Origin of the sequence: Lysinibacillus sphaericus (assembly GCF_002982115.1) — a bacterium.
GTDB classification, from domain to species: Bacteria; Bacillota; Bacilli; order Bacillales_A; family Planococcaceae; genus Lysinibacillus; species Lysinibacillus sphaericus.
The window spans coordinates 2,264,860-2,289,932 of sequence record NZ_CP019980.1 but is presented as its reverse complement, the minus strand read 5'-3'; the positions used below and the strand labels follow the sequence as shown (position 1 = coordinate 2,289,932).

Below are 25,073 nucleotides of genomic sequence, written 5' to 3'. Positions count from 1 at the left end.
TTTTATATCTTAAAAACTTCGCAAAAATGGGAAAGCAATAAATAACTCAAAAGGATAGCACTAATGGTCATTTACACACACCAGATAAATGCATTTAATTTTCAGAATTTTTTCCGTGCCTGTCACTCCCAGTTTCCCAGGTTAAATCTTTATATCATACTTGACAACTTGGTTTAATAACCGTATTATCAACTTCATATATTAGTTAGAGGTGATCTGGTGAATTTTCAAAATCAAGTAGCACAATTACATACACTTTTCGATGAAATTGTAGCAAATCGTCGTTATATGCATATGCATCCTGAATTATCATTTGAAGAAGACAATACAGCCATTTTTATTGCCGAGACTTTAAAAGCATATGGTATCTCATTCCGCGAACGAGTTGGTAAAAAAGGAATCGTCGCTAGCATTGATGGCGCATTACCAGGAAAAACAATCGCGTTCCGTGCCGATTTCGATGCTCTTCCAATCAATGATGAAAAGGACGTGCCCTATAAATCCACTGTACCTGGCGTTATGCACGCATGTGGACATGATGGACACACCGCTGCACTACTTGCATTCGCTAAAATCGTGCAACAAAATAAAGAGCAATTAAAGGGCTCTATTCGTTTAATTTTCCAACCTGCGGAAGAAAAACCACCAGGTGGCGCAAAATTTATGATAGAGGATGGCGCACTTGATGGTGTGGATTATGTATTTGGCGCTCATTTAGCGTCGGACTTACCTTTAGGAAAACTTTCAACTGCCGCTGGTCCAATTATGGCCTCTGTTGACGCATTTACGATTAAATTATTCGGGAAAGGTGGACATGGAGCCTATCCACATACAACGAAGGACTCAATCATCGCAGCGACTCAGCTTATTCAAAACTTCCAGCAAATTGTTAGCCGCCGAGTAAATCCAACTGAGGCTGCAGTTGTCACTGTTGGTAGTTTACACGCAGGAAATGCATTTAATGTTATTGCAGATACTGCTACATTAGAAGGTACTGTTCGTACATTAAATCAAAATGTACGTGACCAGATTGAAAAAGAGATTTTCGCTATTTTAGAAGGCTTAAAAGTTTCAAATTATGTAGACTATGAAATCGATTATTTAAAAGGCTATCCAGTGTTAATTAATACAGAAGAAGAATCTGTAGTAGTGGAACAATTAATAAAAGAGCACTTTACAGCAGAAGCGTTTGATATGAAAACGCCCGTATTAGGCGCGGAAGACTTCGCCTATTACTTACAACATGTACCTGGAAACTTTATTCACGTCGGCTCTGCGAATGAACAGGCAACTACACAATTCCCTCACCACCATCCGAAATTTGATTTTGATGAACGGGCATTGTTAAATATCGCGACAATATTTTTAAAAATTGTTGATTATTACGGTAAAGTCGAATAAAAAATGAAACGGATTTGAAGAATTAAATTTTCAAATCCGTTTTTTCGTTTGCAGAGGGGAAAAATGTAAGCGGAAAATGCTAAATGCAAAAAGGGACAAATCCGAAAACTAATGACTTTTACGGATTTGTCCTTTTACTACTTTGAATTATGTGGGTCCAGTGCATCTCGCAATGCATCCCCAATATAGTTAATGGCTAACACTGTCAATAATATGAAAATACCTGGTGGAATCCAAAGCCACGGTTGATCCGTTAAAATCGAAATCGACTGGGCATTAGACAGCATATTTCCCCAGCTTGCATCTGGTGGCTGTACACCTAAGCCTAGAAAGCTTAATGCTGCTTCATCTAATATTGCCCCTGCAACGCCAGATGTTGCATAAATCAAAATTGGTGCAACCGTATTCGGTAAAATATGCTTAAACAAAATACGTGGCGTACTATATCCTAATGCAATACTCGCTTTCACATAGTCTGATTGCTTAATCGCTAAGACATTTCCGCGCACAAGTCGAGCAATACCAGGCCAACCTAATACCCCTAAAATTAAAATGATATTCGTTAACCCAGGCCCTACAATACTTGCTACAACTAAAATAAACAAAATATATGGAAATGACATAAACATATCTGTAATACGCATTACAATGCCATCTATCATGCCACCAAAATACCCAGAAATTAAACCTAACACCGTACCGATAATCGCAGAAATTGCCACAGCTCCGATACCTACAGCTAGCGAAACACGTGCTGCATAAATAACTCGACTCAACACGTCTCGTCCCACTTGATCAGTTCCTAGTAAGTGCTGCAAAGAAGGTGGTGCACTAAATTCACCAGTAATTTCAGCAGGGTCAAATGGAGCAAAAATCGGCGCAAGAATGGCTGCCATCGTTACAATCGCTAAAAACCAAAGTCCCATTACAGCTAATTTGTGCCGTTTGAATCGTTTCCAAAACATGCCCTTCGTATTCGATATAGCAGAATCTTCACGCCAAGTGACAGTTTGCTCTGTATCATATTGTTTTTTATTAAAATATCGCTTAAATATACTCATCGTTTGCCACCCCCAACATAGCTTTTACGAATACGTGGGTCGACAAATGCGTATACAATATCCGTTAAAATATTGGCAGCTATTACGACGAAAGCTGCAACGAGGTTTAATCCCATAATCGTTGAGTAATCTCGACTCATAATGGATGAAAGTGTAAGCTGACCGATTCCCGGCCAAGAGAAAATTTGTTCGATGACAACTGCCCCACCAAATAAAATCGAAACCTCTAAACCGACAATTGTGACAATTGGAATTAAAGCATTTCGCAACGCATGTTTATTCACGACAAAAAGTTCCTTCACACCTTTTGCACGAGCCGTACGCAAAAAGTCTTGTCCCATAATTTCAAGCATACCCGAGCGCACATAACGAATGTTCCGCCCAGCAACGTTTGCGACAAGCACCGTCACTGGTAAAATCATATGCCATATAAGTGAGCCAAGGCTTCCTTCAGAACCTAATTCTTTCATACCGCCTGAAGGCAACCAGTTTAATTGAATCGAGAAAATATAAACTAATAATAAAGCGAAAAAGAAATTTGGTATGGAAATCCCTAAAAATGAACCCGTTACAAATGTATAATCAAGCTTTGAATATTGCTTCGTCGCACTATAAATGCCAATTGGAATCGCAATCATTAACCCTAATACTAAAGCTGTTCCCATTAAAATAACGGTCGGACCCATGCGGCTGGCAATTAACTCTGTTACGGGCTCATACGTAATCATCGAATAGCCTAAATCGCCATTTAACACTAAGTTTTTTAACCAATGCCAATATTGAATGTAGGCTGGGTCATTAAGCCCTAATTCTATCATTTTAGCCTCTCTTGCCGCATCTGGTAGCTTGGGGCTTACAAGCATATCAACAGGATTACCTGGTGCCATTCGCATAATGATGAAGTTAATAACCGATACACCAAATAGCACGGGGATGGCGATTAATAATCGTCTTAAAATATAGCCTATCATGCATCTATCCCCTTTTCACGCTGAATAATACTTCGTTTCGTCGGATCTGGCTTTGGATAAGCACTTAATAATTTTTTTGTATAGTCATGTTGAGGGTTTAAGAAAATTTGCTCTGTCGTACCCATCTCCACAATTTTGCCTGCATACATTACAGCTATTCGATCACTAATATATTTCATTGCACCTAAACCGTGCGCAATAAATAAATACGTTAAGCCCAATTCATCTTGAAGCTGTTTAAACAAATTTAAAATTTGCGCTTGAATCGATACATCTAATGCAGATACAGGTTCATCACAAATTAATAATCTAGGTCTTACAGCTAATGCCCGAGCAATGCCGACACGTTGGCGTTGACCACCAGAAAACTCATGTGGGTACCGTCCCTTGGTCGTGGCTGGAAGCCCCACTAACGCAAGTAATCGCTCTACTTCCTGTTGTATTTCATGCGTGGGGACAATTTTATGTACGCGTAGCGGTTCTGCAAGTAATGATCCGATTGTTTGTCTTGGATTTAGTGAAGAATAGGGATCTTGGAAAACAATCTGAATTTGTTGACTTAGACTTACGCGACCTGTTCGATAATCCATTTGTTGACCATCAAATAAAATTCGGCCACCTGTTTTCGGTTCTAGGCCAATAATTGTTCGCCCTAATGTTGATTTTCCACAGCCTGATTCTCCTACAAGCCCAACTGTTTCACCTTCATAGATTTCGAATGAAACACCATCTACTGCTTTTACATAATCGGTTTTTAAATTCATAAACCCCGTTTTATATGGATAGTAAGTTTTAACATCTTCTAATACAAGTAACGGAGAGTTATTTCGTTCAGCTTTGATTGTCATGACTACTCCCCTCCTTGTGCAATACCTTTTGCCATTCGAAGCATCTCGTTTTATGGCCACTATCGACTTCAATTAATGGTGGTTGTTGTTTTTTACATTGCGCTGTTGCAAAAGTGCAACGATTTGCAAAACGACAACCTACAATATTTTGGTACCGTCCCGGTATCGTCCCTGGTATTGCCTTCAATTGTTTACCGTCAAAATCCATGGATGGAATAGAATCCATTAGGCCCAGTGTATACGGGTGTAATGGTCGCTCAAATAATGTAAAAACATCAGCTTCTTCGACAACTTGCCCTGCATACATAACGATGACACGATCTGCCATTTCTGCAACAACACCTAAATCATGGGTAATAAGTAAGACAGCTGTTTGTAACTCCGTACATAAATCATTCATTACGCGCATAATTTGCGCTTGTACCGTGACATCAAGTGCTGTTGTTGGTTCATCCGCAATTAATAGTTTTGGTTTACATACTAAGGCGATGGCAATCATGACACGTTGACGCATTCCACCTGATAATGAAAATGGGAATTGCTTCATCACACGTGTAGCATTAGGAATACCCACTTTATCTAACATATTTTGCGCAATTGCTTTTGCTTCCTTTTTATCGACATCTGTATGGAGTAAAATGGTCTCTACTAGCTGATGACCAATTGTAAAAACAGGATTTAAGGCGGTCATTGGCTCTTGGAAAATCATTGAAACTTCATTCCCACGTAACGGTTGAAACTCTTTATCAGAAAGTGCTGTTAAGTTTTTACCTTCTAATTTAATTTCACCTTGCACAATTGAACCGCGCTTCCCTAATAGACGCATAATAGAAAGTGCCGTTACGCTCTTCCCGCTTCCCGACTCTCCTACAATCGCCAATGTTTCGCCTTTTTTCACATCAAAGCTTACATCGTCGACACTGACTACTTTTCCATATTCAGTTTCGAAAGCCGTTTTCAGCTGTTTTACGCTCAGCAAACTCTCCATATAAACACGTCCTATCTCTCTATTTAACAGTCCACTCATGTACGTTAATAAACATACCGAAGTCGCTTGGTGTAGCGCCTTTAACACGTTTATTTACTGCTCCTAATGCTGTTGTTGCATAAATGGAAGGCATTGGTACTTCTTGTTTTGTTATTTCTTGTAATTCACCATACAACGCTTTTATTTTCACTTCATCTACTTCAGTCGCTAATGCAGCTAAAATTTCATTCACACGTGCATTGTGATAAGCGTTTGGATTGCCTTCCCCTAAGAAGTAAGAAATATCAGGAAGTGGATTAATCGGTGTAATAGATACTGTTAAAATCGCTAAATCATATTTCTGACTTACAATTTCATCAATAATCGTTCCGAAATCCATCATTTGGATTTCAGCTGTAATACCTGCTTCACGTAAGTTTTCTACGATGATGTTTGCAGCCTGCTCTAATGTTGCATCACCTGATAACACAGCTAATTTCAACTTTTTGCTTGAATCCCATCCAGACTCAGCTAATAATTGTTTGGCTTTTTCTAAATCATACTCAACAGGTTTAACTTCTTCATTTAAGTATGGGCTGTTGCTTGGGAAGAAGCCATCTGTTACTTCACCCGCACCTTTTAATAGATTATCAATAATTAATTGACGGTTCATCGCATATGAAATGGCTTGACGTTGCTTGGCATCCGCTACAACATTTTCATTAATATACATATATTGTGTAGCTAATGGTTCACCATAAGCCGTTGTTAATGTATTTAAACCTTGCACATTTGCATAATCTGATACCGGAATAACACCTGCGGACGGTATGTTCATATCAATTTCACCGCTTTTTAATTGAGCAGCAATTTGATTTCCTTGTAATACCTTAAAGTTTAATTGATCTAAAGAAGAAGCACCTTTGAAGTAATTTTTATTGGGTACCATTTCTACATAATGTGAACGATCCATTTTTGAAATGATGAATGGACCAGATGTAACGGTTGGATTTTGCATGAAATCACTTGCATTTAGCTCTTCCACTGCAATTTTTTCAAGTTGTGCCTTTGGTAATGTTAATAAATAACGCCCTACTGTATCTTGGAAAATCGATAACGTTGTTGGTTTTTTTGTTTTAATTTGAATTGTATCTCCATCTACTTTTATCACGCCAGAAATAGAACTCGAACCTTGTGGTAAATAACCGCTATCATCTAAACCTTCCACAATAGCAAACATGTACGCATAATTTGACGCTACGACAGGATTTGCCATTAATTGCAATGTGTAAATTACGTCATCTGTTGTAATATCTGTACCATCTGTCCATTTTGCTTCTTTGTTTAAGTTAATTGTAAATGTTTGATTATCTTGTGTTGTAATAGAATCAGCTAACATTGGCTGATAGTTTAATTTTGAATCTAAATCAACTAATGGTAAAAATAATAGATTTGAAACATAAGTAGAAACTAATCCACTTGGTTGTAATGGATTAATGTTACTAGCTGGGTACGTAACACCGATATTGACAACATTTTTATCACTGCTTTTTCCCTTAGAAGAAGGTTCATCGTTACCACATGCTGCTAAAACCACTAGTACTGCCATTGTTAATAACGCTAACATAAAATTTTTCGAGTTTTTGAACATTGTTATTTCTCCTATTTCTCTAAATTAGGTGCTTCATTATGAATGTAATGAAATGATTTGCTTTTCGCCCGCTTCAATCTTACTTTGTATACGATTACTTAAAGGAGGCATCGGACAGTTAAAATAAGATGAAAATGCGCATGGCGGTAAAAAGGCTTTATTAAAATCAAGAAGTACCGTTTCATCGTCTAATTGTTCGATGACTAACATACGACCCATACTATATGTTTCGTTACCGCTTGTTGCATCTCGGAAAATAATAATTGAATATCGCCCAGATTGAAATGGTCGAAGCCTATAATGTACTCCGCCAATTTCCACTTCAATGACCCCTATTGAAGCATGGCTACGCGCTGCACGATGAGCATCACCCGTATGAGAAAATTCAATCATGGCATCATCTTTTATAAGCTTTCCGTTATAAATTGCTTGTTTATTCATTTCGTATGCAGCAATATGGCTAAACGTTTGCAGTGCAGGGCTGTTTTCATCCCAAATGGCTAATAAATGCATAGAGCCAGGCTGACTAGTTGCCATTGCAGAGATGCCATTCCGCGTTTGCACGATTGTTTCATCCGCAATTATATGCACCTCACCTTCCACTAGCACGCCGTTAATGAATAATTGGTCTTCAGCAGTTGCCGTTAATGTAAGCCCTAGTTCGGATGGACTTGTCGGCTTCCAGCTTCCAGCAATTTGTTTCACTGTTGGTTCACTTTCACTCGTTAACTCATGCATTGCGATTAAAGTTAAATCACCTTGTGCACCCGTTACGTCTATATGGCGTTGCTTATGCCAGGCTTGTAATTGTTCGGTATACATATTTGCCTCAGTCCTTTAATAAAAATTCACGTACAACGTTTAAGAAGTCTTTATGCTCTTCGATAAATGGCATATGACCACTCTTTTCAAATACAGCCAACTGTGAATTTTTAATTAATGAATGCATTACTTCTGACTGTGTTAATGGCGTAATCCAATCGTGACGACCTGCTACAATCAAAGTAGGTATTTCAAGATTGGCAATTTGTGCGCGCACATCGTATTGTGGCATTAAATATTTGAATGTATAATTTGTAATTTCTAAAGATCCAATTGGACGGCTTCCTGTATCACCACCTAGTTCTTCTTGATAATCGTACCAATATAAATCCCAGCAAATATCCCACCATTGGATTAAATGATTGTCATCACGAATGTTTCCTTCAAATAACTCTGGAATAGTTTGAACTTGTTGTTCCGTTCCAATACGTTGCGCAAACGCTTTAGCTTCTTTATAGAAATCATAGCTTGGTGCAGTGTTAACTAGTAATAACTTACTTACCGATTGTGGGTAGCGCGTAGCATATACTTGGGCAATCATTCCACCAAAAGAATGACCTAGTACAGCAATTTTATCTAAGCCTAAATAATTACGTAACGCTTCAATATCATCCGCTAACTGTTCAAATGTTGCTGTCGTCACATCGATACGCTCTGATTGACCATTGCATCTTTGATCTAAATAAACAATTTGGTAGTATTCGGCTAATGGCGTTAACCACGGCTTAAAATCGGAGTGATCACTACCTGGACCACCATGTACTGCAAAAAGTATTGGTTTTTTCACCATTTTTGGTCCTAGTGGAATATACCCTGAACCTTCTACATCAAAATAAATTTTCGTTCCATTAATCGCTGCAAACATTATGTTCCTCACTTTATCAGATTAATTTTATTTATATAATAATTAAAACTACTTAGTTATTATCTTAATTCCTATTTGTTTAGTCAAGTTTTTTTAAAAAGAGAAATACTATTACAAATAATAGAGTAATAGTGAAAAAAATTATAGTTATTTTTTCATAAAAAATAATGATTCTGCATAAAAACATGTTTTACTGCTAAAATTATATCCTATAAAGTGAGTAAGAACGATCACTAGTATTATTGCGCAAGTTCATCTTCTCTCAGGAAGGTTTTCACTGAATATAAAAAGCTCAAATAACTTACGGAACTGACCCCAATAGGTATAGACAAATAAAAAAAGCATCTTCGATTGAAATTCGGGTATAGATACTTAAATTTCAATTTGGAGGTGTTTTTTCTATGGGAACAAGAGTGAGTTATCCCTATGAAGTAAAAATGAAAGCGATTAAGATGCGATTAGCAGGTGTACCTGTCAAACAGATTCTATTGGAATTAAATATACGCCATAAAACACAGGTCGAAACATGGGTGCGTTGGTATAGAAATGGTGAAGTCAATCGTTTGAAACAACCTGTAGGCAAACAATATATCTTTAATAAGGGTCCTGAACCGGACAATGAACAAACGAAATTAGCATTGGAAAACCGTTATTTAAAGCAACAAATTGAGGTGCTAAAAAAGTACGCAGAATTGGAGAGGAAGTGGTTGGAGAAGTAGCAGTACAATTAGTTGCGTCACTAAGAAGCATAATGTCTGTAAAGGACATTTGTAAACATTTTGGGATTGCACGATCTACCTACTATCGTTGGAAACAGGCATCAACCGATGCAAGGTCTCGTCAAACAATAGAGAGACGTATCGGTGAACTCTGTCGTACAAATAAATTTCGCTATGGCTACAGAAAAATTACAGCACTCTTACGTCAAGAAATGTGCGTCAATCATAAAGTGGTTCAACGTATTATGCAAAAATATGGTTGGCAATGTCGCGTGAAAGTGAAAAAACGGAAACGAACAGGACAACCTTATGCAATCGCAGCAAATTTATTAAATCGCGATTTTGAAGCCACCGCACCGTTACAGAAGCTCGTAACTGATATTACTTACTTGCCATTTGGTCAAAAACAGTTGTATCTTTCAAGTATTCAAGATTTATATAATGGTGAAATTATTGCCTATTCGATTGGAGACTGCCAAGATACTGATTTTGTGCTGGATACATTAGCTCAACTTCATCATTTGCCCGAAGGGTGTACGTTGCACAGTGACCAAGGGGCGGTATACACATCGTATGGTTATCAACAGGCCGTAAAAGCAAAAGGCATTACCATGAGCATGTCCCGTAAAGGTACGCCCGCTGATAATGCCCCAATCTAATCGTTTCATTCTGTGTTAAAGTCTGAAACATTCTACTTAGACAATTTGAACAGTACTACGACGGCCATCGTAGAACAAACTGTCAAAGACTATATAAACTATTATAACAATAACCGAATTCAAACGAAACTAAACAACCTGTCGCCGGTTCAATACCGACAACGGGTTGGGTAATGCTTTTTTGTTTAGTGTCTTATATATCGGGGTCAGTCCCTACTAGTTATTTGAGCTTTTTATATTCACTTTACATCTTGTTGCAACAATTGAATTTCTTCCACCGTTAAGTTTGTTAACTCCAATCATCTTCTTCGCAATGGCTTCCATACTTACTTGTATTCCTTTTTGGATCCCTGCTTGTTCGGCATGATATTTTGCATTTTCTATTGTTGCCGCTTCATTAATCATATATTTGACTCGTGATGTTCGTTGAAATCCTTACCCTATAGAATCGAGCTGTACTTTATGTGTTAAAAGTGAAAGCCACTCCAAAAATTTGGCGACTGATTTATTTACATTATTTCAAAATCAAAAAGAGAAACACAATGAAAATTTATATTTAGTCCTTCTCCCTTTCTTTTACCCTAATAATCGCTTTTTCAGATATATCTAATGCACTTACACTACAGCCTTGCTTAGCCATATAAATGGAATTTCTACCTGGGCCACAACCTAATTCTAAAACCCTTTTAGGAGAAAGTCCTTTACTAAAATATTCTTCCAAGTTATCATCAAGTCCTTTAACCTTAAAAAGCGGAATATCTTTTTTCTATCTTTATAAAAATTTTCCCAAAATTCCTTTCGTTCTCTTAATAAATCATCTAACATTTCTAATAAATTTTCATAATCTAATATTCTCCTCTCCACCCTGATTACCTCCTTAAATAGCCCTACCTATATTTTACCAATACCTTACATAGATCTTGTTACAACACGTTAAATTGCATTTAAATTGTAGAATTTAATAGGGAATACCAACTGCTAAATAGCATTTAAATAGCATGTTTTACTTGATTTAGAACGTTAATCATCTTTTTAATACCAATATACTACACAGAAATAAAAATGTTGAATGCGCTTCTATAGCAATTACAGGGTGTTGTAATTTTGGTAATTTATATTTTTTGTAACAATTGTGACGATATCGTAACATCGTTCTCTAACTAAACTTCCTCATTAGTTTAAGTCCATTTAAATTAGGAGAACTACCCCAAAAAGTATCAAAAAAATCCATTTAGAGTTTAATCAAAATGGATTCTTTATTAAAATATAATTTTTATTTGGGATACTATTGCGCTCCATAACCACCATCAATAACAATAGACTGTCGCATCGCTAATTCCTCTAATACTTTATAAATATCTTCAGAGACTTTCTGTTTACGACCATCTACCATACCAACAAACACTATGTTCAGTTGACAAACTTACTTAATCATATGATCACTAATAAAAAAAACGGTAACATAAACAAATGCCACTCCTGTGTAAATGGAAAATAATTCTATATCCCATTCTGTTAACAGTAAAAGCACACAAACACAAATTAATCCACAGCCAAAATGTTTCATATAAGAAAGTAAAATATGTTTAGTTCGTAATTCAATCACGATGGATGCTAAAATTCCAATAGTAAATAGTATTGGAACTGAAATTATACTTACACCAAGCCCGATTGCGAAATAAGAGTTCGTAAAATCGTTAAAGAAAAAAGGTACGATAAAGTAACATATGATCGCTGTTACAAAAGCTGCTAACAATTTTCTGTTAAACATATTTTCACTCCTTCACTCAAAACTCGTAATAAGCGATAATGTTTTATGTTTTCATTCAGTTGTCCTCTACTGAAAATACACAAGAACGCAAAGTGTTTCTTCTTATATAAAGATTAACTGATACACTACGCTCAATCAAATATTTTAAGTTATAAGTTCTTAGACTGCTCCTATATCAAAACTTACGTTTTTTAAAATTATGCTACTGATTGTTGTGTTTGTAATAACACATTCATTCGATCAACTGCTAATTTACAGGGATTATAAATAAACGTCACCAGGTTGAAGTGGAGTTTTGCTTTTTTACCTGTACGGTGACGGACGTTGTTTAATTAAAATTATTGTTTTAAATAGGCATTGACCCGTTCTACCGCTGTACGTTCTTTATGAAATTTCTCCCAAAATTCTGAGCCACGTGCTGGGTACGTATACTTTCTAATATCCGTCGCAAATTTGATTTTAAACACCTTTTGGCAAAGTGAATCATCACGTAACGGACAGCTTGCACATTCTTTCGGTCGTGTGTATTTTAACCTATTGTATTTATCATCAAAGCTATCGTAACAGTAACTATGTTCGCTTACACAAATTGGTCTAAAATATTCATCGAATCCTAGATATTCACTTTCATTTCGAATATTGTACTTAATGACTACACGCATCGTTTGGGCTAATGCTTGTTTATAAATCGGTTCATAATCATAACCTGCATCAAATATCGTTGTCGTAAAATGTTTAGGCATAATAGAAACTATTTTTTTGAGTAGGGGGATGGCCGCTTTACTGTCAGATAAATTACCTGAAGACATGAGGCGACCTACAGTATATTGACTTTTCGTTGAAACAGCCAGATGTCCCTTAAAGCGACCAGAACGTATTTTTACCGTAAATCGCATCAAAACGGCGCGAACTTTCCATTTCGAATAATTGCTGGATGTCAAAAAGGCTAATTTGTTTTACAATAGTCATGAGGCATACACTCCGTTCGTATAAGGTTGGTTTAGTCGCTACCATTATACCGAATTTGGGGAGGTGCTCATTTTTATTTAATCGAAACCCCTGATACTAAAGCGATTGGAATTATGAAATTAACTCATCTATAAAATTTATTTGTTTATTTCTTGGTTCCTTGATTTCTAATACGGAATTTAGTTAATATTTAATTAATCTAAAAAATAAGGAGGAATATATATGGAAAACAAAAAACTTTTTAGATACCTATTTACTATTTGTTTATCATTTTTGTTAATACCATCTATTACTGTCTTTGCTTATGAAGATGAATCCTTCAATCAATATTTTTCAGATTTCCAAGTAAATAAAAATACAAATGAGATTATTGTAAAATGGAACTCCATACCTGTCGCAAAAAAATATATAGTTAAACACAACCACGAAATATTGTACGAAGGAACTGAAGCACAATTCGAGAGTAAAAATCTTTCTGAAGGTAGCCTTAATGAATATGAAATAGCAGCTATTGATAATAACGACCAAGTACTCTCAAACTCACATATAAAAATATATACTACATTATCAAATAATGAAGAAATAGGAATAGACACATTCTCTACAACATCGAGTATCATTTTAGACTGGCCTGATGTAGATAATATTATTGAATATTCTATTTATAGAGATAATCAATTCATTGGAGTCACAAAAGAAAGCCATTTCATAGATAATACTCCATCTGCAAATACCGAATATCAATATACAATTACTGGTGAAGTACCTTTTACTACTACCCGATTTGAGCAAATAATCAAACAAGTAAAACTAGATTTCCTAAATTATTTGCTAACAGATGATGAGACTAAATCTGCTAACAGTTTATACTCACAAGTATATAAAGAATTAGAAGAAAATCCTTTCGACTTAATAGAATTTTCCACTCCAGTTAAAACTTTAGAAGAAAATGTCCAAAAAATTTCTCTGCAAAATTATAGAGTAAAGCCACAAATAATGCCTTTAGCTATATCAACAAATACATGGATAAAAATTAATACTATGATTTTAAATACTTCTAAATATCCTGGATATATACCAGCACCAATTGGTAGCTACTATTACGGAACAGATAATCGTACTACAATAACTTCCCAAGGAAGTACACGCTCATCACTAGAAGCATCAATCAATTGGTCAACATTGGCAGTTAGGGAAACAAAATCAATCGGTTGGACAAATCGTTACACAAAAAACTCCAATGAAATATATACATTTGTTGACCGAAAACAAGCATCTGGTAATAATGTTTATTTAGGAGCAACTAAAAAAACTAGTTCAATGATTGATATTAATTTCATTCACAAAGCAGCTCACCCTTATTACACATTAGCACCAAATGTAGAATACGAGTTCCGTACAGAAATTTATAAAGATGGGACTACAAAAATCAGAGGGTACCACACATTATTTCCGTCACTAGGTATTTTTAGAAGTGATGGTTCAGGATATAAGACTATTTATACTCATAATCAAGGTTCAAGGACACCTTGGAATTTATATTCACATAAAACTATAAACATAATGAAATAACTAGATTACAAAATCTAAATAAAACGCAAAGAGCAATCCGTTCATATTTCGGATTGCTCTTTCGTAATTATTCACATGCTAATCTGCGTCCACCATATGTGATGCGAAGTTTTCGTTATGGATTTCTTCATGAACAGGGATGAAGATACTAACCTGCTCGGTAGGTTCGACATCGTCATTGGCAACCGAGTGAACGACCCCTTTTGGTACAAGGAAAGTGTCCCCTTCTTGATAGGATTTCCACTCCCCATTTTGCAGAAGTTTTACTTTCCCTTTTGTAATATGAATTACTTCTGCCACGTCGTGATAATGGGGCAATACGGCTCCACCTACTTCTATGCGTTCTCTTAAGACCGAGCTAACACTGACGCCGAGTTCATTTGCCTCTTTGGCACTTAGAAGCTCGCGGTGATAGACTTTACGGTGCTCTGTAAATACATTCCACTTTAATGCTTCGCCAATTTTTACTTTCGTTTTGTTTTCGTTCATTTCCAATTCTCCTTACTATACATTTTCATTTACTTGTAATAGCTGATTCAGTTGAAAATAACGGTGCCTGTCTTACCAAGAATGGCATCCTTTGCTTTCTCTAGCGAAGTGATGATTGATTTGCGACCTTGTTTCCCCTTGACGAATGATATGGCTGCCTGAATTTTTGGAAGCATACTGCCTGGTGCAAAATGCCCTTCTTTCATCAACCTTTCTGCCTCTTCGATCGATAACTGATTCAGGTTTTGCTGATTTGGTTTCCCAAAGTTAATTGCGACTTTTTCGACAGCTGTCAATATGAACAGAAAATCTACATTCAACTCATCCGCTAAACATTTACTTGCTAAATCTTTGTCAATAACCGCTTCTACGCCGATTAAAGCATGATTCTTTTCCTCCACTACAGGTATACCCCCACCACCAACAGCGATGACAATACGCCCTGCATTGACTAAGTCTTGGATAATATCTTTTTCAACGACTTTAACCGGAGCAGGCGATGGAATAACCCGACGGTAGCCACGTCCTGAATCTTCTATATAATGGTCACCCGTTTCAGCCATTAATCTTTCAGCCTCTTCTTTTGAATAAAAAGGACCAATTGGCTTTGTTGGATTTTGAAAGGCGTGATCGTTCTTATCAACTACTACCTGACTGACAACTGTTGCAACTGATTTGTTAATTGAGCGTTTTAACAGTTCCTCATGGAGTGCATTTTGCAAATGGTAGCCAATATACCCTTGGCTCATTGCCCCACATTCAGCAAATGGCATACTAGGAATATTTGCATGTTCCTTTGAGCCCTTTTCGAATGCCAAATTGATAGAACCGACTTGCGGCCCGTTACCATGGGCAATCACTACTTCATGACCTTGTTCAATTAAATCAACAATTGGCTTGGCTGAATCGTGTACTAATTGTAGTTGCTCTTCAGGAGTAGAACCGAGTGCATTTCCTCCAAGCGCTATTAATATTCTACTCATTTGCCTCTTCCTCTCCATATAGTTTATAGAAACGAAGCAATCCTTTTTCGAAGCATTCCTTTGGAGGATGGACAATGCCTGCGCCAATCTGCCCGATTCCTGCTACTTTATGTGCCATGCCGGTATTAATAACAGGAAGAATGTTTGTTTCAATCACTTTTCGAACATCAATTCCAAAGGCAGCTCCGCGGAAATTTAGCGTTGGTATAGCATAATTGCTATTTTCACTTACTGTAATGTCATACATTTGTTCGCTATATTGAATAGCATCTTCTACCTCTCCTCCAACAAATTGAACAATTGCAGGCGAACCGCCCATCGCAAACCCACCAATTCCCATTGTTTCCGTAATGGCACTATCCCCTAAATCCCTAGTTGCATCCTGCTCTGAATAGCCTGGGAAATATAAGCCTTTAATAAAGTTTGCCGGTGCGGTAAACCATTCCTTGTCACCTAGCCCGCTAATGCGAATACCAAATTCAACCCCATTCCTCGCCATTGTCGTAACAACCGTGGAATATGGAACGCCGTGTCCTGCATCAAGTGAAGCTTTACATGCTGGCATGGACAGGTTCAAGAAATAGTGTTCATTGTTTTGAATAAAGCGCAAGACCTCTCGCAATGTGTCCGTCTTGCAATCTGTTTGCATAAAATAGTCAGTCATTTCCCTATAGAAAAGGCTTGTTGCTGCCTTATTGCGGTTGTGGCACTCATCTCCCATATGAAGAGCCTGCGCGATGATGGCTTTTAAATCTATGCCATCTGTTAGGACAAGTGCCTTTTTCAAAGCCGGAGCAAAAACATCGCGCAGCCACTTTAGCCGATCAATTACATCGCTAGAAAAAGCACCAAAACGTAGCACTTTGCCTAGACCTTCATTAATCGTACAATATGCCCGGTTTCCATGTGTTCGATTTTCGATGATATGCACTGGCATGGAAGGAGAGACGATGCCCGCCATTGGTCCCACTGTTGAATGCTCATTGCATGAGCCAAATTCAATTGCTCCAGCCTCAATCAATGCTCTTGCTTGTTCCTCATCCGCTGCCATCCCTTCAAAAATAAGTGCGCCAATCACTGCCCCCTGCATCGGACCCGCCATGTTTTCCCATGCAATAGGAGGGCCAGCATGCAGTATTTTTTTGCTGTGCATTCCAGGTATGACATCAATAGCTAGTCCAATATCAATTAAGAAAGGGTGTGCATCTTTTATGCGTTGTATCGATTCTTGATTCGCCTTTTCCACTTTTTCATTTTCCTGAAAGAAATCTAATGCTTCGAGCAATTGTAGATTGCCACCTGCAGGCGGTTGCCAGTCCACTTGGATGGTTTCAACGCCTTGCAGCTCCAAATCTTCTTTAAATTTGGATGTGCCGATATTAATTACTTGTAATGGCTGATTAAAAAGCTCATTCGCTGTACTCAATTTAATTGACCTCCTTTTGTACAAGCATCGCGGCAATTCTTGTTGCCATTTCATTGCTATCGGCAACAAAAGCGCCTATAGATTGAAGTTTCTTTAGTTGCTGCTGATAATCTTGTTTATCTTTAGAAGTGCCGCAAATATAAGTAACGATTGGCAAGTGCCTTCCTGCCTGTGTAGCCTCGTCTCTTGCTAATTGAAGCGTCTCTAGTGTTACACCTACCGGATCTTCATGGGCACCATATCCCAATTCAAAGTCTAATAACAGAACAGCAGTTTGAGGGTCTCGTGCTTCTTGAAGAATCCGCTCATTTCTAAGTGAAGGCTCTATCATCGGATGTGGTTTACCTTTTGTAAATTCATCATCGCCCATATCAAGCAACGTATGACCTACACTATAGGTAATGTCGTTAAGTTTCTCTTCCTCTTTTTTAGCGACATTACTTTTTACGCTTATTCCTGAAGAGCGGAGAATGGATAATGCTTCTGCTGTCAGTGTACCACCGCAGAATAATCCACGAATGTCTTGCTGAACATCTGCTAATTTTGCTTTTTCTTCAGCAATCCATCGTTGAACGCTCTTTGCAATGTCCGTTTCGATTACGGCTTGCGTATCAAGTAATTGAACAGATTTGCGGGCAGCATCAATTAATGTAGGAGAAAAGTTGGCTCCTGCTGCCTCAACTGCTTTTGCATCACCATCTAAAAAGCAAACTACAACGGGTTTTCGGCATTTTTTCACTTCTGCAAGAATTTTGTCCTGAACATTTCGCGCTGGAGGTTTAGAAATTAATGTGATGACCTTTGTATTGTCATCGTTCTCCAATGCTTGAAGCCCTTGAAGCATCATAATTCCGCCAATTGATTCATGGAGATCGCGACCTCCCGTACCAATTGCCTGTGTAATACCGTAACCAAGTCGATCAATTTGTACCGTCACTTCCTGTAGCCCTGTTCCAGAGGCTGCCACTAGTCCAATGCCTCCTTCGCTTACTTTATTGGCAAAGCACAGTCCACTGCGATTGATAATTGCTGTCCCGCAGTCTGGCCCCATAACGAATAAACCGTTGTCTCTCCCTATTTCCTTCAAAACTTTTTCATCTTCCATACTTACATTGTCACTGAACAACATAACGTGCATGCCTTTTTTTAAGGCTTGACTCGCTTCGCGCGCTGCATATTTTCCTGGAACGGAGATAATCGCCATATTAGCATTCGGTAAGAGATGCAATGCAGAAGTCAGCGTTTTCGCTGTATGATAATTGTCTTTTCCTTTCTTTACCTTTTTGGAAGTTAATTCTGTGTGGATAAGTGTTATCACTTCCTCTGCTCGCTCATCTGTATCTGTAATCAAGGCAATAATTAAATCATTTCCCGTAGCTACTTTCGCCTCATCCGTTAGCAGACCAATGTTTTCTAGCAACTCTTTGTTCATTTCGGTTGCCATCGAAACAACGGCCTGCTCGACGCCATCCATACGATTTATTTTGCTTGATAGTGACATTAATGTTACCGAGTCATGATAGGCGTTACTTTCTATCAATACTTTAGATGTCATAATTATTTTTCCTCCTTTAGGTCGATAAGCTGTTGATATGCTACGCTAACACCAGTCAGCATATCTGTCCCAGAGGTCGATCCCATTTCTAAAATACGCTGTAAATGAGGGATTGGATTACCATCTATGTTGTCCAATACATTAAGTAAAGCTTCGTTGACCTGTCCCTCCAGGCATTGCTTTAGCATAAAATAGCTTACCGTAGTCGTTCTACCTTTCAATCTCTGCAACCATTTTGCGCTACAGCTTTCCATTTTTTTATATAGTGGGGATTCAAAATACTGCCAGGTAGCTAATAACCCTGTTAGAAAATCATCGCCAGACGGTGTTAACCCCATGCCAAGTCCCGCAAAGTTATCAAAAAACCTGTCAAACTTATCTGCCTTCATATCATCTTTTAGCTGCTCTAACCCTTCAAGAAACGGGGAGAAATAGATATTTTTTCGTGTAGCCATAGGAACTTCCCAGTCTGGATACGTGAAGCTTTTCCACGCCGCGTAGATTCCTCCTGTTGCTCCGTGTTGTAGGATAAAATTGTTTAATAGCCGCAAGCGGGATACAGTTGGCTTTAGCTTTGCTTGACAGTGCGGCTTAATATTCCTATTCCAAATGGCCGCATTGGAAAAATCCCATTGCCAATCGTTGATTTTCAATAAATTATAATCAATTAAACAAATAGATTTAGTCAACATTATGGTCGAACACATCTTAGAAAAATAGTCATTCTGACAGGTTTTCATCATGCTAGGTGATTGAATCACCTCGTTTTTTGCTAAAGAAAAGAGCATTGTACCGTCATCAGTTGTGAAATTTACTACATTATCGAAAACACTGTGGACTACTCCAATTGGTTCACCAATGGATTGTTGGCGCAACCATTCAAGTAGACGACCGTCCATCTGATTGATTTTACCTGTATATGTTGGAACCATAGATATCACCATATTCTCATGATAGCTAGTAGAATTACGGATACGGGCATGCATTGGACATGTGAATGTAGCATGCCCTCAACTGTTTATTCTCTTAAATGAGAACGCTTTAGTAAATACTTCGTGCAAATGCTTTCTTCGTTAATCTTCAAGTGCAACAAGCAAATTTTTCGACGGAGCTGTCCACCCAAAGATGCCACCTTGCTGGTTAATCATGTGAATGGAGTCTTCATGGTCTTTTGGATCAAATGCTGCTGAGCAATCTTCAAGTAGTAAACAGTCAAATCCACGGTCATTCGCTTCACGAATCGTCGTTTGAACACAGACATGAGTCGTTACCCCTGCAACAAGCAAATGTGTAATACCTTTATTGTTTAAAATCACTTCAAGATCTGTTTGATAAAAAGAACCTTTTCCAGGTTTATCAATAATAACTTCGCCTTCAACAGGCTTTAGCTCGTCCACAATATCATGACCATACTCACCGCGGATAAGAATTCTTCCCATTGGACCTTCATCACCAATGCCTGCTCCTTGCTTGCTGCCGCGTTTTAATTTACTTGGCGGGCAATCTGATAAATCTAGGCGATGCCCTTCACGAGTGTAGATAACCATCATACCCTTTTCACGTGCAACTTCCAAAACCGTCTTAATAGTAGGAATAATGGAGCGTGTTAGCGTAATATCATTCCCTAGCTTTTCACCAAAGCCACCCGGTGCACAAAAGTCACGCTGCATATCAATAATGATTAACGCTGTTGTTTCTAACTCAAATTCAAAACTATAAGGTTTCGCTTCTATCGTATATACTTTATTCATGTAGATCTCCCTCTCGAATGGTATTCAAAACATCTAGCTTTAGAAAACTGACCGCAATGATTTTTTTGATGAAACGGAAAATAATACAGGAAAAACTTGAGTCCATTATATGGAGATAGGCAACTTAACTCAAACGTTTATAATCCGACGTTATAAGTTAGCCTAATGAAGGAAGAAGATTTTATGTCTTTTTAGAAAAGACGCAGGACAGCGTTTACTAGCTCAGCACCTAGAAAGATTCCTACTACCCCAACAATACCAATAAGAGGGGGAGCCGGCACTGGCAGCTTGATGAATTTGAATAAAATGCCTACAAGTAAACCTCCTATGAATGACAAGATAATCTGCAACATCTTACATTCTCCTTTTTTAGTGGGATGTATTCATTAAAAACCGCATAACCAAACATTTTCTGGTGGTTCGTTTACGTACTCACATTTCTCTTTTCTTTGAGAGAATTGAAAAGAGAATCCATTAGTACACCTCCTAAAAATATACCTACCATTCCAAATATACCTACCAAAGGAGGGGCAGGTAACGGTAACTTAACTAAAGAAAATAATATCCCTACAATCAAACCACCGGCTAAAGACAAAAGATAGTCACGCATTTCCAACACTCCTTGTATTCCAAAGTGTAATACAGAAACTAAATACCTAAATCGTCTATGATGACTGCTGTTTATTGAAACCTCCCTCCTTCAATACCTACATGATAGCATTTGAAAGCGTTTTAATCATTGTAAGAAGTTGATATTTATTTCTCTTTTAATTGGCAACTTTCTACAAAGCATAACGCCTTTTTTACAAAAAAAAGACATTGTCGAGAAGACAATGTCCAACGTAAAGTCGTCGCTAGGGTTCTTCACCCTCACCCTTTTTTCAGTTGTAAGTATCGATGCAATTGGTAAGCTAATGAAATTTCTGTTAATTCGAAGCCGTCCTCACCGTCGATGCCAAGTTCTTTCAGCTTATTGATTCGGTAACGCATCGTATTATAATGAACAAACATATCATCTGCCGTTTTTTGCACATTTGTATTATTTTTAATGTAGTACTTAAGCGTTTCTAAAAGATTTGTATTTTTCTTTTTATCATATTCGAACACTTTCCCTAATTTTTCGGTTACGAAATCTTCCAGCATGTAAAGATTATCAACATAATGAAACAGTCGGAACAAGCCGATATCGCCATAAAAATGAACGTAGGACTGTTTTTGTAAAAGTTCTTTATAAACTTGAAACACTAATGTTGAATTGTCATAGTACTCTTTCATTTGGTTAAAATGATGGACTGTATCGGATATACTAACCCCAAGATGCCCATTTTTCTCAAACAGCGTGACTATCGTGTCCCCTAGATTTTGGAGTTTTTTCCGAACATTCTTTTCAGACACCAGACTAATAAAACATACTAAAGAGTCATTAATATAAAGAACTTTGCAATTTTCTATCGGAACATCCACCATTTTAGAAGCCGAGCCCTCAATTAGACCTGAATCAAGCATTTTGTGAAATATCGCCAATTTCTTTTCGCTATCTTTCTCATTTGTTTTGATACTTACTAGAACAAGTGGAAATTGCAAGTTCCATCTAAACACTTTCGCTTTTTCAATCATTTCCGTTTGGGAAGTATATTGATTATGAAAAATGTCTCGGACAAAACTGCTTAAATGATTTCTTTCTTTTTGAAGCAATGTTTGCTCTGTTTGAAATAAAAAAGCGATTATAAAGGAGGCTTGTTCAATAGCAATAATTAAATCCTCTGTTAGATTTTTTTCTTTTTCTAACAATATAACCAAAAAGCCATAGTCATTGCCTCCTGCAAAAATGCACTGAATAAACAAATCATTTTTGTCATAAACGGTATCATCGACTTGCACAGAAAATGTGCTTTTGCTCGCATCTGAATTGTACGCCTTGTGTTGGATTGAAATTTTATGTTCGTTGTGAAGTGAAGACCCGACATATTCAAAATCATTGTTAAGAAGCAAGACTGGGGCATTAACAAGACTAGCAATCGAATGCACGAACTTGTTGACATCTGTGCCCTCCAATAATAACTCCAGTAATTGCTGATGCATCTTATTTCGAAATTCCAACAGCGATGTCTTTACGTCTAAAAACTTTGTCAGTACTTGATTAGTGAGTGTAGATAAGTTTGCACCATGTGGTAGCTTCATTAGCGGAATACCAAGTTCATTTGCTTGCTCCACCATAATGGTTGGAATTTCAGCGACATATCTTCCTGGCTTAATGGCAATTCCTGCAAGATTCAATTCAGCTAATTTTGGAATTAGTGTTTCAATATGCTCTGGTTTATCAGCAACAGGATACAAGGTAGTGAGTAGCAATCCGTTTTGATCGATATATGCGTAAATATCCGGAACTTCCATAAAATAGACATTTTCAACTCTACGGCTCAATCCAGTCTCTCCTGCAAGGACTTCTACATCTTCAAATCCCTCCATGTTCAAAACATCACTTATTGTAATAAACATATTATCACTCCAGACGAGAAAAAAAGTTCCCTTATTTTCGTTTATTAGACCGCATGCATTATTACGTGACAGCTTCATGATGGATGGTTGTGGTGCTACCAAAGAAAAAACACACCGACAACCCATTTACTTTCAATGGATACTTCGTCAAACAAGATGTTTTTATTATAACACGAATAGCGACCACCCTTTGGTCCTCGACAATTATGAACCACTAGCTTTATTCAAACCTATGTATTTTTGGTGGCAATAAAAAAGACTATGCTGGCTGACATAATCTTTCTTAGTCACGGATGATTCTGTTCATTTTGTTGCTTCGTAGTTTACGTTAACATACGGTATATGTAGTTCATTCTCGTCATGACCAATCCATACCCTCCATAATTCTACGATTTGCTCTTCTCTAATATTTTTCTCTAGGTACGCCAGTAAATGCTTTGCCCTTAATTCCGAATATATAAAAGTAACTTCATAAATAAATGGATAACTTGTATATCCACTAACATCATAGTAAGCATCCTTTTTAATGACCAACTCATTAAAGTCCTCATTATTTTCAACTACTACTATTTGGGCACTAGGATCCATCTTCTCCCAAGGTACCAACTCATGTGGTTTGATGCTAATTCCATAGCTTCCCTAGCAGTAATCGTCTTCGCTTTTGTTTCCACTTCTGGCATTGCATAATTTGTTGCGATAAATGAACAATGACTCAGTTCAACTACCTCCTAAATTCTAAATTAACTGTTTCCAATTAAGATCTTTTTCATCTTTATCATTAGGTTTTCTGACAAACTCTATGCATCTTTCTTCACAAGCCCCAAATACCATAAAGTTTTTTGGGCTTGCCTTAAGGATGGAAGATTAGCTCCTCCTTCCCAATCAGGGTCATCCCATTGAACGCCATCATCTTCCCAAAAACAAATTGTACATATGGCATAAGTTCCTGGGGGTTCTTCGTCTAATGTTTTATATCCACAACAAGGACAAGTATATTTCATAACACCTCTCCTCTTTTTCTCTGACTTTACTTAAAGATTTGCAAAACAATTCCTTTGCCCTCTACTACCTCTACTTCAGCATAAGCACCATTGATAAAAGTTATTTGTGGAGGAACATGACCACAATCCACATTATAAATAATAGGTATCCCAAGCTCATCAGACAGCTCATTATAAACATCTTCCACTGTGTAATTATTTACAGGCGTATTCGCATCACTTCGACCGAACATAATCCCTGCACATTGCTCAAACCAACCAGCAAGCTTCATTTGAACTAATGACCTTTTTAAATCTGGTGTGTTTAATTCACAATTCTCTAAATACCATAACACAGGCTCCCCACTGATATATTGTTTTCTAAAGGTTTGGACATCACCATAAGCTGTCCCAATCAAATGTCTAATCACGTCTATACATCCGCCAAGTAAACGGCCTTGTATCTGTACTTGTTGATTGGACACAGTTTTCCAATAAGTTTGTTCTGTTAAATGAAAAACACATAGCGAGGGAGCATTGTGTTGCCATTCCTTTTGATATTTAGATGATGAATATTGCAGGACAGATTCCCCACTATTAGTCGATAATACAGCCTGCCACATGGCAGTAGTGTCATCTGAATATTCGCCTCTTAAATCTACAAGATTAGTACCATGAGCAGTAGCTATACCTGTTTTTAATGTAATTGCTAATAATAATGCACTGATATCTGAATATCCTACTACCCATTTGTTTTTTATCTGTTCAAAATCAATTTTATCAAGTATTTCAATTAACAGTTCCCCACCCCATGGAGGAATGATGATATTTATATGATCGGCACTCATCATTTCATTAAACTCATCCGCCCGTTTTTCGGCAGAAGCTGATTTAGCTTTTTCTTGAGTCCAAACCGTATCACCACAAATAATATGAAAACCTTTCGATTTCAGACGCTCACAGGATTGTTTAAACATCTCATGTAGCCCCTCCGGAACCCCTGATGAAGGTGCCGTTACTCCGATTGTTGCATCTTTTTCTAAGCGCGGGTATTTGATCATATTGATTCCTCCTGTTTTTTCATTATTTTACCAAATACAAATTAATCGAACAA

24 protein-coding genes and 3 pseudogenes are annotated in these 25,073 nt (G+C 37.4%); 3 read left to right on the top strand and 24 right to left on the bottom strand.

The genetic code is table 11. From position 1 onward, the window contains the following. The first annotated feature begins 219 nt into the window (after positions 1 to 219). Positions 220 to 1,401: a M20 metallopeptidase family protein gene (locus LS41612_RS11665; RefSeq protein WP_024361617.1), complete on the top strand. Its 1,182-nt coding sequence runs from the start codon at positions 220 to 222 to the stop codon at positions 1,399 to 1,401. Between the two features lie 137 nt (positions 1,402 to 1,538). Here LS41612_RS11665 and opp4C read toward each other — a convergent pair whose 3' ends face one another. The 7 genes from opp4C to LS41612_RS11630 are packed head-to-tail and all read right to left on the bottom strand — an operon-like array spanning position 1,539 to position 8,586. Then, complete coding sequence (gene opp4C, locus LS41612_RS11660) at positions 1,539 to 2,462, bottom strand: oligopeptide ABC transporter permease (protein ID WP_024361616.1); 924 nt, start codon at positions 2,460 to 2,462, stop codon at positions 1,539 to 1,541. Further along, positions 2,459 to 3,433 (bottom strand): ABC transporter permease, encoded by a 975-nt coding sequence (locus tag LS41612_RS11655; RefSeq protein ID WP_024361615.1) that lies wholly within the window; start codon positions 3,431 to 3,433, stop codon positions 2,459 to 2,461. The genes opp4C and LS41612_RS11655 overlap by 4 nt, the downstream gene beginning before the upstream one ends. Then, positions 3,430 to 4,281: an ABC transporter ATP-binding protein gene (locus tag LS41612_RS11650; RefSeq protein ID WP_024361614.1), complete on the bottom strand. Its 852-nt coding sequence runs from the start codon at positions 4,279 to 4,281 to the stop codon at positions 3,430 to 3,432. Before LS41612_RS11650 ends, LS41612_RS11655 begins: the two co-directional genes overlap by 4 nt. Further along, on the bottom strand, positions 4,265 to 5,269 hold the full coding sequence (locus LS41612_RS11645; protein ID WP_024361613.1) for an ABC transporter ATP-binding protein: 1,005 nt from the start codon (positions 5,267 to 5,269) through the stop codon (positions 4,265 to 4,267). The genes LS41612_RS11650 and LS41612_RS11645 overlap by 17 nt, the downstream gene beginning before the upstream one ends. A 19-nt stretch (positions 5,270 to 5,288) precedes the next feature. Continuing rightward, positions 5,289 to 6,899, bottom strand: a complete 1,611-nt coding sequence (locus LS41612_RS11640) for an ABC transporter substrate-binding protein (RefSeq protein ID WP_024361612.1) — start codon at positions 6,897 to 6,899, stop codon at positions 5,289 to 5,291. A 36-nt stretch (positions 6,900 to 6,935) separates the two neighbouring features. Further along, positions 6,936 to 7,721, bottom strand: coding sequence for a DUF1684 domain-containing protein (locus LS41612_RS11635; protein WP_024361611.1), 786 nt, complete (start codon positions 7,719 to 7,721; stop codon positions 6,936 to 6,938). A 7-nt stretch (positions 7,722 to 7,728) separates the two neighbouring features. Next, positions 7,729 to 8,586: an alpha/beta fold hydrolase gene (locus LS41612_RS11630; RefSeq protein WP_024361610.1), complete on the bottom strand. Its 858-nt coding sequence runs from the start codon at positions 8,584 to 8,586 to the stop codon at positions 7,729 to 7,731. Between the two features lie 401 nt (positions 8,587 to 8,987). On the opposite strand from LS41612_RS11630, the pseudogene LS41612_RS11625 reads away from it, so the two are divergent. Beyond that, positions 8,988 to 10,138, top strand: a pseudogene (locus LS41612_RS11625) (IS3 family transposase). Between the two features lie 42 nt (positions 10,139 to 10,180). Here the strand turns inward: LS41612_RS11625 and LS41612_RS11620 are convergent. From LS41612_RS11620 to LS41612_RS11605, 5 genes and pseudogenes are all read right to left on the bottom strand, one after another. Beyond that, the gene (locus LS41612_RS11620) at positions 10,181 to 10,369 is read right to left on the bottom strand and encodes a hypothetical protein (RefSeq protein WP_024364814.1); all 189 of its coding nucleotides are present in this window, start codon (positions 10,367 to 10,369) and stop codon (positions 10,181 to 10,183) included. Positions 10,370 to 10,520: 151 nt separating this feature from the next. Further along, on the bottom strand, positions 10,521 to 10,685 hold the full coding sequence (locus LS41612_RS23905; protein ID WP_158694857.1) for a class I SAM-dependent methyltransferase: 165 nt from the start codon (positions 10,683 to 10,685) through the stop codon (positions 10,521 to 10,523). Then, positions 10,640 to 10,828, bottom strand: coding sequence for a hypothetical protein (locus LS41612_RS23330; protein ID WP_024364813.1), 189 nt, complete (start codon positions 10,826 to 10,828; stop codon positions 10,640 to 10,642). Before LS41612_RS23330 ends, LS41612_RS23905 begins: the two co-directional genes overlap by 46 nt. A 559-nt stretch (positions 10,829 to 11,387) precedes the next feature. Continuing rightward, positions 11,388 to 11,735: a hypothetical protein gene (locus tag LS41612_RS11610; RefSeq protein ID WP_024364812.1), complete on the bottom strand. Its 348-nt coding sequence runs from the start codon at positions 11,733 to 11,735 to the stop codon at positions 11,388 to 11,390. A gap of 197 nt (positions 11,736 to 11,932) precedes the next feature. Continuing rightward, positions 11,933 to 12,620: pseudogene (locus tag LS41612_RS11605) on the bottom strand (transposase); the annotation flags it as partial. Positions 12,621 to 12,926: 306 nt separating this feature from the next. Between LS41612_RS11605 and LS41612_RS11600 the strand changes: the two are divergent. Next, a complete protein-coding gene (locus tag LS41612_RS11600) occupies positions 12,927 to 14,276 on the top strand; it encodes a DUF3238 domain-containing protein (RefSeq protein WP_024364810.1) in 1,350 nt (449 codons plus the stop codon). A gap of 78 nt (positions 14,277 to 14,354) precedes the next feature. Here LS41612_RS11600 and LS41612_RS11595 read toward each other — a convergent pair whose 3' ends face one another. The 12 genes and pseudogenes from LS41612_RS11595 to LS41612_RS11540 form a co-directional block, all read right to left on the bottom strand. Beyond that, a complete protein-coding gene (locus LS41612_RS11595) occupies positions 14,355 to 14,765 on the bottom strand; it encodes a cupin domain-containing protein (RefSeq protein ID WP_024364809.1) in 411 nt (136 codons plus the stop codon). Between the two features lie 47 nt (positions 14,766 to 14,812). After that, the gene (gene arcC, locus LS41612_RS11590) at positions 14,813 to 15,748 is read right to left on the bottom strand and encodes a carbamate kinase (protein WP_024364808.1); all 936 of its coding nucleotides are present in this window, start codon (positions 15,746 to 15,748) and stop codon (positions 14,813 to 14,815) included. Beyond that, the gene (locus LS41612_RS11585; RefSeq protein ID WP_024364807.1) at positions 15,741 to 17,174 is read right to left on the bottom strand and encodes a YlbE family protein; all 1,434 of its coding nucleotides are present in this window, start codon (positions 17,172 to 17,174) and stop codon (positions 15,741 to 15,743) included. The genes arcC and LS41612_RS11585 overlap by 8 nt, the downstream gene beginning before the upstream one ends. 1 nt (position 17,175) lies before the next feature. After that, positions 17,176 to 18,729: an acyl-CoA synthetase FdrA gene (gene fdrA / locus LS41612_RS11580; RefSeq protein WP_024364806.1), complete on the bottom strand. Its 1,554-nt coding sequence runs from the start codon at positions 18,727 to 18,729 to the stop codon at positions 17,176 to 17,178. 2 nt (positions 18,730 to 18,731) lie between these two features. Then, positions 18,732 to 19,661, bottom strand: a complete 930-nt coding sequence (locus LS41612_RS11575) for an oxamate carbamoyltransferase subunit AllH family protein (protein ID WP_024364805.1) — start codon at positions 19,659 to 19,661, stop codon at positions 18,732 to 18,734. Positions 19,662 to 19,802: 141 nt separating this feature from the next. After that, complete coding sequence (locus LS41612_RS11570) at positions 19,803 to 20,480, bottom strand: cysteine hydrolase family protein (RefSeq protein WP_024364804.1); 678 nt, start codon at positions 20,478 to 20,480, stop codon at positions 19,803 to 19,805. A 191-nt stretch (positions 20,481 to 20,671) separates the two neighbouring features. Further along, positions 20,672 to 20,833 (bottom strand): XapX domain-containing protein, encoded by a 162-nt coding sequence (locus LS41612_RS11565; RefSeq protein ID WP_024364803.1) that lies wholly within the window; start codon positions 20,831 to 20,833, stop codon positions 20,672 to 20,674. A gap of 71 nt (positions 20,834 to 20,904) precedes the next feature. Beyond that, entirely contained in the window at positions 20,905 to 21,090 is a 186-nt protein-coding gene (locus LS41612_RS11560) for a XapX domain-containing protein (RefSeq protein ID WP_024364802.1), read from the bottom strand. Between the two features lie 260 nt (positions 21,091 to 21,350). Next, entirely contained in the window at positions 21,351 to 22,979 is a 1,629-nt protein-coding gene (locus tag LS41612_RS11555; protein WP_024364801.1) for a PucR family transcriptional regulator, read from the bottom strand. 303 nt (positions 22,980 to 23,282) lie between these two features. Then, the gene (locus LS41612_RS11550; protein WP_051147796.1) at positions 23,283 to 23,567 is read right to left on the bottom strand and encodes a hypothetical protein; all 285 of its coding nucleotides are present in this window, start codon (positions 23,565 to 23,567) and stop codon (positions 23,283 to 23,285) included. Positions 23,568 to 23,714: 147 nt separating this feature from the next. Then, a pseudogene (locus tag LS41612_RS11545) lies at positions 23,715 to 23,980 on the bottom strand (CPCC family cysteine-rich protein). Between the two features lie 26 nt (positions 23,981 to 24,006). Next, the gene (locus LS41612_RS11540; RefSeq protein ID WP_024364800.1) at positions 24,007 to 25,020 is read right to left on the bottom strand and encodes a S66 family peptidase; all 1,014 of its coding nucleotides are present in this window, start codon (positions 25,018 to 25,020) and stop codon (positions 24,007 to 24,009) included. Between the last annotated feature and the right edge of the window lie 53 nt (positions 25,021 to 25,073).